This window comes from Stutzerimonas chloritidismutans, from assembly GCF_038562055.1.
In the GTDB taxonomy this organism is placed as follows: Bacteria; Pseudomonadota; Gammaproteobacteria; order Pseudomonadales; family Pseudomonadaceae; genus Stutzerimonas; species Stutzerimonas chloritidismutans_A.
The window spans coordinates 155,308-168,315 of the sequence record NZ_JBCFXD010000009.1 but is presented as its reverse complement, the minus strand read 5'-3'; the positions used below and the strand labels follow the sequence as shown (position 1 = coordinate 168,315).

11 protein-coding genes are annotated in these 13,008 nt (G+C 56.6%); 5 read left to right on the top strand and 6 right to left on the bottom strand.

Going from position 1 to position 13,008, the window contains the following annotated elements; all coding sequences use genetic code 11:
* Positions 1 to 21 precede the first annotated feature (21 nt).
* From AAGW23_RS15070 to tig, 6 genes are all read right to left on the bottom strand, one after another.
* Positions 22 to 1,875: a SurA N-terminal domain-containing protein gene (locus AAGW23_RS15070; RefSeq protein WP_342407191.1), complete on the bottom strand. Its 1,854-nt coding sequence runs from the start codon at positions 1,873 to 1,875 to the stop codon at positions 22 to 24.
* 201 nt (positions 1,876 to 2,076) lie between these two features.
* Positions 2,077 to 2,349 carry a nucleoid-associated protein HU-beta gene (gene hupB / locus AAGW23_RS15065; RefSeq protein ID WP_019339231.1) on the bottom strand — a complete coding sequence of 91 codons (273 nt, stop codon included), beginning with the start codon at positions 2,347 to 2,349 and terminating at the stop codon, positions 2,077 to 2,079.
* Positions 2,350 to 2,484: 135 nt separating this feature from the next.
* Positions 2,485 to 4,881 carry an endopeptidase La gene (gene lon / locus AAGW23_RS15060; RefSeq protein WP_342407190.1) on the bottom strand — a complete coding sequence of 799 codons (2,397 nt, stop codon included), beginning with the start codon at positions 4,879 to 4,881 and terminating at the stop codon, positions 2,485 to 2,487.
* Positions 4,882 to 5,013: 132 nt separating this feature from the next.
* The gene (gene clpX, locus AAGW23_RS15055; RefSeq protein ID WP_102835360.1) at positions 5,014 to 6,294 is read right to left on the bottom strand and encodes an ATP-dependent Clp protease ATP-binding subunit ClpX; all 1,281 of its coding nucleotides are present in this window, start codon (positions 6,292 to 6,294) and stop codon (positions 5,014 to 5,016) included.
* Between the two features lie 118 nt (positions 6,295 to 6,412).
* The gene (clpP, locus tag AAGW23_RS15050; protein WP_073300029.1) at positions 6,413 to 7,051 is read right to left on the bottom strand and encodes an ATP-dependent Clp endopeptidase proteolytic subunit ClpP; all 639 of its coding nucleotides are present in this window, start codon (positions 7,049 to 7,051) and stop codon (positions 6,413 to 6,415) included.
* A gap of 87 nt (positions 7,052 to 7,138) precedes the next feature.
* Positions 7,139 to 8,449 (bottom strand): trigger factor, encoded by a 1,311-nt coding sequence (tig, locus tag AAGW23_RS15045; protein WP_342407189.1) that lies wholly within the window; start codon positions 8,447 to 8,449, stop codon positions 7,139 to 7,141.
* Between the two features lie 345 nt (positions 8,450 to 8,794).
* Here tig and AAGW23_RS15040 point away from each other — a divergent pair, with 345 nt between their 5' ends.
* The 5 genes from AAGW23_RS15040 to AAGW23_RS15020 all read left to right on the top strand — a co-directional run bounded on the left by AAGW23_RS15040 (position 8,795) and on the right by AAGW23_RS15020 (position 12,862).
* Positions 8,795 to 9,193, top strand: coding sequence for a DoxX family protein (locus AAGW23_RS15040; RefSeq protein WP_200636917.1), 399 nt, complete (start codon positions 8,795 to 8,797; stop codon positions 9,191 to 9,193).
* A 174-nt stretch (positions 9,194 to 9,367) separates the two neighbouring features.
* On the top strand, positions 9,368 to 9,772 hold the full coding sequence (locus tag AAGW23_RS15035) for a hypothetical protein (protein ID WP_342407188.1): 405 nt from the start codon (positions 9,368 to 9,370) through the stop codon (positions 9,770 to 9,772).
* A 285-nt stretch (positions 9,773 to 10,057) separates the two neighbouring features.
* Entirely contained in the window at positions 10,058 to 11,053 is a 996-nt protein-coding gene (locus tag AAGW23_RS15030) for a DctP family TRAP transporter solute-binding subunit (protein ID WP_342407187.1), read from the top strand.
* A gap of 47 nt (positions 11,054 to 11,100) precedes the next feature.
* A complete protein-coding gene (locus AAGW23_RS15025) occupies positions 11,101 to 11,577 on the top strand; it encodes a TRAP transporter small permease (protein WP_342407186.1) in 477 nt (158 codons plus the stop codon).
* Complete coding sequence (locus AAGW23_RS15020; RefSeq protein ID WP_342407185.1) at positions 11,567 to 12,862, top strand: TRAP transporter large permease; 1,296 nt, start codon at positions 11,567 to 11,569, stop codon at positions 12,860 to 12,862. The genes AAGW23_RS15025 and AAGW23_RS15020 overlap by 11 nt, the downstream gene beginning before the upstream one ends.
* Positions 12,863 to 13,008: the final 146 nt, after the last annotated feature.

Below are 13,008 nucleotides of genomic sequence, written 5' to 3'. Positions count from 1 at the left end.
TTTTTTTGCGCTAGCGTTCAGTCAGAACGTCTCGATCTCTGCGTTTTCATGCAGCATTTGGCGGTAGGCAGCGAAATCCTGTTGACCACTGCGTGAAGCCAGGAAGCGACGATAGTTCTGCTTGTCTTCCTCCGAGAGTTCGGCTTTTGGCTCGCTTACACCGCTTAGACGAACCACGATGAAATCCCCGTCAGACAGACGCACACTGCCGTAACTCGGCTTGTCACTTGCCTCCGGTTTTGGCATCCGAAAGACTTGCTGAAGCACCGCCGGCTCAACCCCTTCCTGGCTACGCGAAGCAGCCTCGACCGGTTGCCACTGCTGCTCGACCTGCCCGCCATCACGCAGCGTAGCGATCAGCTGCTCGCCTTTCGCCAGCGCTTGCTCTGCAGCCTTGCTACTCTTGAGCTGAGCAATGATGTCGTCCTTCACTGCGTCGAAAGGCAACACTTCGGGTTGCAGGTGCTCTTTTACACGCACCGCAACGACGGTATCCGGATCCAGTTCGATCACACCACTATTAGCGCCGTCGACCAAAACCTCATCACTGAACGCAGCCTGGATAACCTGCCTATTCGCAGCGACGCCAGCCCCGCCCTCGCGCCCGAACGCCTCGGTCGTTTGCACTGAAAGTCCCAGTTCCTGGGCCGGCTGGAGAAGATCAGATGACTCAAACGCGGTGTCCTCGAGCTGCTTGCTAGCTTCAACAAAACGTTGTTCGACCTGCTGGGCCTTGAGTTCGCGCACCAGCTCCGGCTTCAAGCTTTCCAGTGTGGGGATCTCTGGTGACTGAACGCCAAGCAGCTTGATCAGGTGCCAGCCGAAGTCGGAACGAACCGGCGCAGAAACCTGACCTTCCTCCAGTCCGTAGAGCGTCTCCTCGAATGCCGGGTCATAAACGCCCGGACCGGCAAAGCCGAGATCGCCCCCTTCGTTCGCGGAACCTGGATCTTGTGAAAGCTCTTTAGCCAACGCCGAGAAGTCCTCGCCAGAGGCCAAACGCTTAGCAACCTCGTCGATCTTTTCCTTGGCAGTCGCGTCGTCGCTGCCGTCGGTTTCGATCAGGATATGCGCCGCACGGCGCTGCTCTGCTAGGTTGGCAATGCGCTGCTGATACAGGTCCTTGATATCCTCCTCAGAAACCTCGACTTGATCAAAGAATGACTCCTTGTTCAGTTCGAGATACTCGAGGATGACCTGCTCAGGCGAGCGAAAACGGTCGGTATTCTTCTCGTAATACTCGCGCGCCTCGTCATTGCTCACGTCAACCGCGGCGGTTTCAGCCGGCACGGTAATTGTTGCGAAATCACGTGTCTGCAGTTCCAGCCGAGCAAACGCTTCGATCTGCTCATCTGTGACGAAACCGGAACCGGATATGCCGGCGCGAAGCTGACCAATCAACATTTCCTGCTTCAACAGCTCACGAAACTGCAGCCGGGTATAGCCCATCTGCTGAATGACCTGATCGAACCGTGCGGCATTGAACACGCCGTCGACGGCAAACTCAGGCGTCTGCAGGATCAGTTGATCAAGCGCTGTTTCGGAAAACGCGAAATCTGCATCGCGGGCGCCCTGCAGCAACAACGCTCGATCAATAAGGGCACGCAGCGATGATTCGCGTACCAGCTTGTCGTCCAGCATTGATGGATCGAAGTTACCTCCGAGCTGCTGAGCCAGTTGGCGACGCTGCATGTTCATGGCCTGGTTGAGCTCGTCCAGTGAGATTTCCTCACCGTTGACCTCAGCGGCATTACGGCTATTGCTGGCCGCGTTGAAGATGGCGTCAAAGCCGGTCAACGCCAACAGCATCACGATGATGCCAATGATAGTTTTGGCAATCCAGCCTTGTGAGTTGTCCCTGATGTTCTGAAGCATGCGTCCCCCAGGAGTCAGCTGCGCGGTTTTCAGTGCAGCGCGGAATCCGGATAAAAAGAAAGGCGCATCCAGGGATGCGCCTTCTCGGAGCTTTTGGAGCAGCTGGGCCTATTCCCCCAAGCCCGAAACAAGCAGTGCCAGTTCGAATGACCGCTCCAAGCCAGGTCCAGCGCTAACTGGCAACTGGCGGATCGAAAACGCTTAGTTAACGGCGTCTTTAAGGGCCTTGCCTGCCTTGAAGCCTGGGATCTTGGCTGCAGCGATGTCGATCGGCTTGCCTGTCTGAGGGTTGCGGCCAGTACGCGCTGCGCGCTCCTTGACAGCAAAAGTACCGAAACCAACCAGCACCACGGAATCACCAGCCTTCAGAGCGCCTGTGACGGATTCAATTACTGCATCCAGCGCGCGGCCAGCAACAGCTTTCGGGATATCAGCAGATGCGGCGATAGCATCGATCAGTTCCGACTTGTTCACTCTAAGTCCCCTTATTTCTGTTGAGTCGTATCTATAATTTTTTAGGTGTAAACGAAGCGATGCCGAAATAGCAACTACACAATAAGGCCGGCTAATATGAAGGCCGCCAAATATGTGTCAACAAAGCCTTTCGGACTAATGCGTGCTGATTCGCTCCTTGGAATCAGACTCGCGCTTGTCATCCTTTGCAACGATATCAGGAGCCGCATCGGGCAAGGGCTCCGGCGCGTATTGCAGCGCAATTTGGAGGACTTCGTCAATCCACTTAACCGGTTTAATCTGCAGGTCCTGCTTAATATTGTCAGGAATCTCTTTCAGATCACGCTGATTTTCTTCAGGAATGATCACCGTCTTGATACCGCCACGGTGTGCCGCGAGCAGTTTCTCTTTCAAACCACCAATAGCGAGCACCTGTCCACGCAAGGTAATTTCTCCGGTCATAGCGACCTCAGCCCGAACCGGAATCTGGGTCAATGCCGAGACCAGTGCCGTACACATACCGATACCTGCGCTAGGTCCATCCTTTGGTGTGGCACCTTCCGGAACATGGATATGGATATCCTGCTTCTCGTGAAAATCGACGGCGATACCAAGGCTTTTAGCGCGACTACGCACCACCGTGAGGGCAGCCGTGATCGACTCACCCATCACATCGCCCAATGAGCCGGTTTTGGTCAGCCGCCCCTTTCCAGGCACAACCGCGGCTTCGATGGTAAGCAGTTCGCCGCCCACCTGAGTCCATGCCAAGCCGGTAACCTGACCGATCTGGTCTTGCTGCTCCGCAAGCCCATAGCGGAATTTGCGAACGCCTAGAAAGTGCTCAAGCGACTCAGCAGTAACGTTGACTTCAAAGCGCTTATCGGCCGCATGCTCCTTCACTACCTTGCGGCATACTTTCGCTATCTGCCGCTCTAGTCCGCGAACGCCGGCCTCTCGGGTGTAATAGCGAATGATGTCGCGGATAGCCTCATCATCGAACAGCAGCTCGGTCTTCTTCAGCCCGTTGGCCTGGACCTGTTTGGGGACCAGATAGCGAATCGCAATGTTGATCTTCTCGTCTTCCGTATAGCCGGGCAGCCGAATGATTTCCATGCGATCCAGCAGCGGGGCTGGAATGTTCATGGAGTTCGCGGTGCACAGAAACATCACGTCGGACAGGTCGTAGTCGACCTCCAGATAGTGATCGTTGAAGTTGTGGTTCTGCTCAGGATCAAGCACTTCAAGCAGCGCAGATGCAGGGTCTCCACGCATGTCGTTGCCCATCTTGTCGATCTCATCGAGCAAGAAAAGTGGGTTGCGAACCCCGACTTTGCTCATCTTCTGAATCAACCGACCGGGCATAGAGCCGATATAGGTGCGACGATGTCCACGAATCTCGGCCTCATCTCGTACACCACCCAGTGCCATACGCACAAATTTACGATTGGTCGAACGGGCAATCGATTCTGCGAGCGAAGTCTTACCCACGCCCGGCGGGCCAACCAGACACAAAACCGGACCTTTCAGTTTCTTTACACGCTTTTGCACCGCGAGGTATTCAAGAATTCGATCCTTGACCTCTTCCAGGCCATAGTGATCGGTATCCAGCACCTCCTCAGCCTTGGCGAGATCGAGGCGAACCTTGCTAGCCGCTTTCCACGGCACGTTGACCAACCAATCGATGTAAGTCCGCACTACGGTGGCTTCAGCCGACATAGGCGACATCTGCTTAAGCTTGTTCAGCTCTGTCGTCGCCTTGGCATAGGCGTCCTTGGTCAGCCCGGCATTCTCGATGCGCTTCTTGAGATCATCAACTTCATTGTGGCCTTCGTCGATATCGCCGAGCTCTTTTTGAATGGCTTTCATTTGCTCATTCAAATAGTACTCACGCTGACTGCGCTCCATCTGCTTCTTGACGCGACCACGGATGCGTTTCTCGACCTGTAGGAGGTCTATCTCAGCATCAAGCAAGGCCAGCACATGTTCGACACGAGCCGGCAGATCGGTGATTTCGAGAATCGCCTGCTTCTGCTCGATCTTTAGCGCCATGTGCGCGGCCATGGTGTCAACCAGACGCGCCGGCTCGTCAATGCTTGCAAGCGAGGTAAGCACCTCTGCCGGCACCTTTTTACCCAATTGAACATACTGCTCGAACTGGCTCAGAAGGCTGCGAGTAAAAACTTCCGATTCGCGCTCTTCGATCTCCGACTCGTCGATCAGTACAACCTCCGCTCGACAATGGTCCTCGACGTCGAAAAAGCGGTCGATGACGCCACGTTGCTCGCCTTCAACAAGCACTTTTACAGTGCCATCCGGCAGCTTCAGCAGTTGCAGCACCGTCGCGACTGTACCCACACTATAGAGCCCGTCTTCGCTTGGGTCGTCGTCGGCAGGGTTCTTCTGGGCCAAGAGCAATATCTGCTTGTCGCCAGCCATGGCGGCTTCAAGGGCCTCGATGGATTTTTCCCGCCCAACGAACAGCGGAATCACCATGTGCGGGTAGACCACTACGTCGCGCAGCGGCAAAAGGGGCAATTCGATGGTTGTCTTCATAAATTCAGCTCTACGACGGCCATACGGCGGTAAACGGGAAATTCATACCCTTGGCGATCAAGATGAGGGCGCGCAACACAAAAAACAAGGAGTCGGTAGAAAAGCAAAGGGGCCCGGAGGCCCCTTGTTCTGTCACGCGTCAGGCGCGGCCTTGGCAGGCGGCTCGCTGTTCTCGTAGATCAGCAGCGGCTGGGATGTTCCTTCGATGACGCTCTCGTCGATGACCACCTTGCTGACGTCCTTCTGGGAAGGGATCTCATACATGGTATCCAGCAATACACCCTCGAGAATCGAACGCAGACCTCGGGCACCCGTCTTGCGCTCTAGCGCCCGAGTTGCCACTGCTTTCAGGGCATCGTTACGGAACTCAAGATCGACACCTTCCAGCTCGAAAAGCTTGCTGTATTGCTTGGTCAGCGCGTTCTTCGGCTCCGTGAGGATCTGAATCAGCGCCGCCTCGTCGAGTTCATCAAGGGTTGCGATTACAGGCAGACGGCCCACGAACTCAGGGATCAGACCGAACTTGACGAGATCGTCCGGCTCAACCGAGCGCAGCGACTCACCGATCTTCTTGCCCGGGTCCATGCTGCGAACTTCTGCATTGAAACCGATCCCGCCTTTAGTCGAGCGACCCTGAATAACCTTCTCAAGGCCAGCAAACGCACCGCCGCAGATGAACAGAATGTTTCGTGTATCTACCTGCAGGAACTCCTGCTGCGGATGCTTACGACCACCCTGCGGCGGAACAGAAGCGACCGTGCCTTCGATCAGCTTCAGCAGCGCCTGCTGCACGCCTTCACCCGAGACATCGCGAGTTATCGACGGGTTGTCAGACTTGCGCGAAATCTTATCGATTTCATCGATATAGACGATACCCATCTGGGCTTTTTCTACATCGTAATCGCACTTCTGCAGCAGCTTCTGGATGATATTCTCAACGTCTTCGCCCACGTACCCGGCTTCAGTCAGCGTGGTAGCGTCGGCGATGGTGAAGGGAACATTCAGCAACCGGGCCAGCGTCTCCGCAAGTAACGTCTTGCCTGAGCCGGTCGGCCCAATGAGCAGTATGTTGCTCTTGCCCAGCTCGACTTCTTCCTTCTTGTCGCGCTGATTTAATCGCTTGTAATGGTTGTACACAGCCACAGCCAGGATCTTCTTCGCGCGCTCCTGACCAATCACGTACTGGTCGAGGATGCCGCTAATTTCCTTGGGGGCAGGCAGCTTTTGCGATGTGCTCTCGGCCTGTGCTTCTTGCACCTCCTCGCGGATGATGTCGTTGCAAAGGTCGACGCACTCGTCACAAATAAAAACCGAGGGGCCGGCAATCAACTTGCGTACTTCATGCTGGCTTTTGCCGCAGAAAGAGCAATAGAGCAGCTTGCCGGAATCCTCGCCGTTGCGGGTGTCAGTCATTCGATCGATCCAATCGGGGAAGGCTTGTAATACAAGATGAAGGCAAATGCAGGCATTTTCAAGGGCGCGCAAAGCGCACATGACGGATGCCCGCTAACTACGCCCTCCTAGACCAGCGTTAGACCGGCAGCTGCCGCTTCTCATGAACCGCATCGACAACCCCGTATTCCAGCGCCCGTGTGGCACTCATGAAGTAGTCGCGATTGGTGTCGCGCTCAATCGTTTCCAGATCCTGACCCGTATGGTGGGCCAGCAACTGATTCAGACGCTCGCGAATGAAAAGAATCTCACGGGCATGGATATCAATATCCGACGCCTGCCCTTGGAACCCACCAAGTGGCTGATGAATCATTACCCTGGCATTCGGAAGGCAGAATCGCTTGCCTTTGGCCCCGCCAGCCAGGAGGAATGCTCCCATGCTGCACGCCTGACCGATACAGGTTGTAGAAACATCTGCTTTGATGAACTGCATGGTGTCGTAGATAGCCATGCCGGCAGTCACCGATCCACCAGGCGAATTGATATACAGGTGAATATCCTTCTCTGGGTTTTCGGCCTCGAGGAACAGCATCTGCGCGACGATCAAGTTGGCCATGTAGTCTTCGACCTGGCCGACCATGAAGATCACCCGCTCTTTGAGGAGGCGGGAATAGATGTCGTACGCGCGCTCGCCACGAGCGGACTGCTCGATAACCATCGGCACGAGGCCGCCGGCGGCCTGAATGTCTGGTGCTTGCATAAACGGATTGCCGGACATGTCCAACGATACTCCCTATATTACGCCGCAAAGACATAAGCCAGCTCGAGGCTGGCTTATGAATGTGCATTAAACGATTGAAGGATCTCAGGCAGCTTGCGGGGCTTCCGCAGGCTTCACTGCTTCTTCGTAGGAGACCGATTTGTCGGTCACTTTAGCCTGCTGCAGAACAGTATCTACAACTTGCTCTTCGAGCACAACAGACCGGACTTCGTTCAACTGCTCATCGTTCTTGTAGTACCAGGACACGACCTGCTCAGGCTCTTGATAAGCGGACGCCATTTCCTCGATCAGTTCGCGAACGCGTGCATCGTCTGGCTTCAGCTCGTATTGCTTGACCACCTCAGCAACGATCAGACCCAGCACGACACGGCGCTTGGCCTGCTCTTCGAACAACTCAGCAGGTAGCTGATCAGGCTTGATATTGCCGCCGAACTGCTGAACGGCCTGAACACGTAGACGGTTCACTTCGTTGTCGATCAGGGCTTTTGGCACTTCGATCGGGTTGGCGCTAACCAGACCTTCCATGACCTGGTTTTTGACCTTGGTCTTGATAGACTGGCGCAGCTCGCGCTCCATGTTCTTCTTGACTTCAGCACGGAAGCCTTCAAGACCACCTTCCTGCACGCCGAACTGAGCGAAGAATTCGTCGTTCAGCTCCGGCAGTTGCGGAGCCTCTACGCTGTTGACAGTAACAGTGAATTCAGCTGTCTTCCCTGCCAGATCTAGATTCTGATAGTCCTCGGGGAAGGTCGGATTGATGACTTTCTCTTCGCCTGCCTTGGCACCAACCAGTGCGGACTCGAAGCCAGGAATCATACGACCGGAGCCCAGAACAAGCTGCGTACCCTGCGCCGATCCGCCAGCGAAAGCTTCACCGTCAATCTTTCCAACGAAATCGATATTCAGCTGATCACCGTCTTCGGCAGCACGATCAACCTTTTCAAAACGGGTGTTCTGCTTGCGCAGGATTTCAAGCATATTGTCTACGTCAGCATCGGCTACTTCAGCCTGCAGACGCTCGACTTCGATATCGTCCAAACCGGCAACTTTGAATTCAGGGAACACTTCAAACGTTGCGACGTACTCCAGATCCTTGCCCTTTTCGAACACCTTAGGCTCGACCGCCGGAGCGCCAGCCGGGTTCAGCTTCTCGGCAACGACAGCCTCATAGAAGGTTGCCTGAATAAGGTCACCCAATGCTTCCTGGCGTGCAGCGGCCTCGTAACGCTGGCGGATGACGCTCATCGGCACCTTGCCGGGACGGAAGCCTGGGATCTTTGCACGGCTGGCGGTCTGTTGCAGACGCTTGTTGACTTCGGTCTCGATGCGCTCGACCGGCACGCCAATGGTCATGCGGCGCTCAAGAGCGGAGGTGCTTTCAACAGAAACTTGCATGGATTTTCCTCGTTGCACAGACATAAGCCGGCATTCCGGCCCCAGAATGGGCAAGCATTCTAGTGGCTCGTATCGGAGAAGTCACCCCGCTGATCAGGCACAAGAAAACAGAGTCGCGCGGGGTTAGTTTATAGCTGTCGAAACGCCAAACGCTGCCAGCTGTAAACGGCGTCGCTAACGCTGTTCAAAAAACGGGATCGCGACCGACGCACTCACCCAGCGCGGATGGGCAAAGCAGCCCGCCTACCGCGCCTTCTACAGAGGGTTGCCAGTGCAGCGCCAGCGTGAGTGGTCTATCTTCTATTTGCGCGGCTACCGATCCTGAACATGAAGGGTGAATGAACCATGGCCGATGATTTGGGAAAGCTGGTGTTAAGGGTTTCGCTGGGTGTGCTTATTCTCCTGCATGGCCTTTTCAAGCTGCAGAACGGTATCGATGGGATCGCAGGCATGCTAGCCAGTCATGGGCTGCCCGCTTTTTTCGCTTATGGCGTATATATAGGTGAGGTAATTGCGCCGGCGTTGGTGATTCTCGGCGTATTCACACGAATTGGTGCGTTGCTCATAGCAGGCAATATGCTCGTCGCATTTGGACTCGCCCATCTACAGGAGCTGTTCTCGCTCGGCCAAATGGGTGGCTGGGCCCTTGAGCTTCAAGGCATGTTTCTATTTGGGTCAATCGCCGTCGCTCTGATCGGTGCGGGCAGGTTCAGTATTGGCGGGACTGGTGGGCGATATAACTGAAGAGAGCGCTTGCGGGTTCCGGCCCCGTCTGCAGACAGCTGTTACGCCTGTTACCTCTTCCAGACAAGGTCGGGTATTGAAGAGCATTGTCTGAGCCAGAATAAATCGCTAAGTGTTGGGCCGCTTCGGCTGCGAGATATTTAACACCTCAACGATCATGTCTATGACCAGCCCATGAACGCTCCCGTGCCAATACGTCAGCCCTGCCCGCCTGCCACCTGCATCTGCGGGCGCGATCAGTTGCTCGAAGCGTCCAGCAGCAGTGACCTGCGCATCCTCCGGCTGACCCGCCAGGAGGAGAACCGCTTGCTTTACCGCTTGGAAAATCTGGAAGACCTAGCTGATCTTGAGCGCATGCAGCGACGAATCTACGAACAGCTCGGGGTTCGCCTTCATATCGCACCGGGCTTCAACGAAGTGCGCAGCATGCGCGGCATCCACATTGACATTGAGGAGTTGCCAGGCTTGTGCCGCAAGACCCGGCAGTCGATCCCGGCGGCGATCCGTCGCGGCCTGGAAAAGCGCCCGGAAATCGCCTTCAGCTTGCTTAACGCGCACGACCTGTTGCGCGATGCGTGACAATACCTGCGCAACGACCGAAGGCCCCGGCGATGGAACTCGTTGCCGCCATCTGCGATAGTTGTACGACCAGCTTATTCGGCTGGCCTGGCGCCGGCCCACAAGGCTGGCACTCTTGTGACGCCTTGCGAGTTTTGCTGCTTCCTACCGTCGGCAGCCTGCCGCGTCCTTCGCGCCACCCGCGCGTTTCGATGGCTCACCTGCCATCACTAAGCCGATCGCTGTTGTCGGTGCTCGACCGTTCGTCAATAACAACCAAAAGACCGATCCGAACAAGGACGCCTCATGAAATTGACTCGTTGCTTAACTGCGCTGACTGCCGCCGTTGCGCTCTCTGCCACCTTCGCCGCTTCGGCTCGTGAATACTCCGTTTCCACTGTGCTTTCCGACGCCTTCCCGTGGGGCCAGGCCGCCCAGAAGTGGGCTGACCTGGTTGAGGAGCGCTCAAACGGCGAAATCACCCTGCGTGTATACCCCAACGCACAACTGGTCGCGGGCGACCAGACCAAGGAATTCTCCGCGATGCGTTCCGGATTGATCGACATGGCTGTCGGATCGACCATCAACTGGTCGCCACAAGTTCCGGAGCTCAACCTCTTCTCCTTACCCTTCCTGATGGCAGACAGCGCCGACCTCGACGCCATCACGCAGGGGAATGCCGGCGAGCAAGCATTCGCCGCCATTGAGAAGCGCGGCATCGTTCCTCTGGCCTGGGGTGAGAATGGTTTCCGGGAGATATCCAACTCGGTCAAGCTCGTAAAGACGCCCGCCGATTTGAAAGGCCTGAAGATCCGTGTAGTAGGTTCCCCCCTCTTTCAAGACACCTTCACCGCACTGGGCGCCAATCCGACCCAGATGAGCTGGGCAGACGCCAAACCCGCATTGACCACCGGCGCGGTTGATGGCCAGGAAAACCCGCTATCCGTATTCGATGTGGCCCGGGTCGATCAGGTCGGACAGAAATATCTGACGCTCTGGCATTACATGGCCGACCCGTTGATCTTCGCTGTCAACCAGCGCGTCTGGAAGGAACTGCCCGAAGCCGACCGCGAATTGCTGCGTCAGGCCGCGATAGACGCCGGTAAGTGGGAAATCGAGCTGTCGCGCAACAGCGAGGCCAAGCGCCTGGAAGACATCCGCGCACGCGGCGTTGAGGTCACCGAACTGAGCGAGGCCGAGCAACAGGCGTTCGCCGACGCGACTCGCAGCGTGCAGGATAAGTGGACGTCGAAGATTGGTGCCGAGCTGGTCGAAGCAGCCCGCACCGCCGTGGCAAAGTAAAACCGTTCAGCCCGGCGGCATGATGCAGCCGGGCGTCGAGGAAATTCATGAATAATCGACAGGACGCGCGCCTTGAGCGCGTGCTGGCTATCCTGGCGCTGGTGGTCATCAGCCTGATCAGCCTGGCCAATGTGGTGGTGCGCTATTTCACCGATGCCTCCTTCGCCTTTACCGAAGAAATCTCCGTTTTTCTCCTTGTAATTCTCACATTCGGCGGCGCGTCGGTAGCCATGCGCAGCAACCGCCACATCCGCATCAGTTTTGCCGAGCGATTGTTTCCGCGCCTGCGTACTCCGCTGATCTGGCTGCAGTGGTTGGCCAGCGTATCGGTGCTCGGCATGGTGCTCTGGTACGGCGGACAGTTCGCACTGGAGGAATACCAGTGGGAATCCGAATCACCCGGACTCGGGCTGCCGAACTGGTGGTACGTGGTCTGGCTGCCACTGCTCGCACTGCTGATGGTTGTGCGTTTGACCCAAATGACGATCGATCGATTGCGCGGGAGGCTCACCGATGAGCCCTGACCTCTGGATGCTTGCCAGCTTCCTGCTGTTTTTGTTGATTGGCGTACCGGTTGCGTTTTCCCTGGCGCTCTCCGGCGCCCTTGGCATCGTCGCTGGCCTTTCACCGGATATGCTTGCCACGCTTGGTACCAACACCTACAACGGCGTCGCCAAATACCCATTGATCGCGATTCCGCTGTTCATCCTTACCGGCCTGGTATTCGAAAAATCGGGCGTGGCGCTGCGTCTGGTGCGCTTCGCTCAGGCCTTGATCGGTCCACGCCATGGCGGTCTAGCGATGGTCGCAATTCTGGTCTGCCTGATCATGGGCGGTATGAGTGGCTCCGGCCCGGCCGATGCGGCGGCGGTTGCCATGGTGATGCTGCCGAGCATGACTCGCGCTGGCTATCCCAAGCCATTCTCGGCAACGCTGATAGCCGCGTCCGCCTCGACGGCGATTCTGATCCCACCGTCCATTGCGCTGATTCTCTATTCCATCGTGGTTCCTGGCGTCGACCTACGAGCGCTGTTTGCAGCCGGCCTTTTCCCGGGAATTATTGCAGGCCTCGTGTTGCTGCTACCGGCCTGGCTATTGGCGCGCCGTTACGGCTGGGAGAACCCGGAAGGGGCTGAACGCCCGCCGCTTGGTGAAAGCTTTCGTCAAGCCTTACCGGCACTCTTCGCCCCCGTTTTGATTCTAGGCGGTTTGCGCAGCGGCCTGTTTACCCCCACCGAAGCCGCAGTGGCCGGCGTGACCTATGGCGTGGTCATCGGCTTGTTCGTTACACGCGAGCTGGACTGGCGGAACCTGTGGCGGCTCTGCGGCGAGGCCGCAGTGGTTTCAGGTGTAGTGATGCTGATCATCGCGCTGGCCGGGATATTCGCCTGGGCCGGCACCATGCTGGGTACTTTCCGCCATCTGGCCGAATGGCTCATATCGCTATCTGACAACAGTGCGGTGCTGTTGATCCTGGTGATGATCGCAGTGCTGCTGGCCGGGATGCTGCTGGATGCGATTTCCATCTATCTAATCCTGATGCCGATCCTGATTCCCGTGATGCAACACTTCGGCTGGAATCCGGTGTGGTTCGGCATATTACTGGCAATGAACATTGCCATCGGGCAGTTCACCCCTCCCGTAGCGATAAACCTGCTGGTCACCGCCGAGGTTGCCAAAATCCGCTTGGAGCAAACGGTCGGCTGGGCCATGCTGTTCGTTCTGGTGATGGGCAGCGCGCTCATCCTGGTGGCAGTCTTTCCTGAAATCGCGCTGTGGCTGCCTCGAATACTGGGTTATGCGGTCTAGGTCAGCCGGCCTGCCCAATCAGGCACATGGAGAGTTCGAGTAGACCCGTGAAAACAGGCAATCGCGGTCATCGAGATCGTCTGTTTTCAAGCATGGTTTAGCTCCGCACGCTTAATTCGAACACTTCACCGGTACAGCCCTTCACG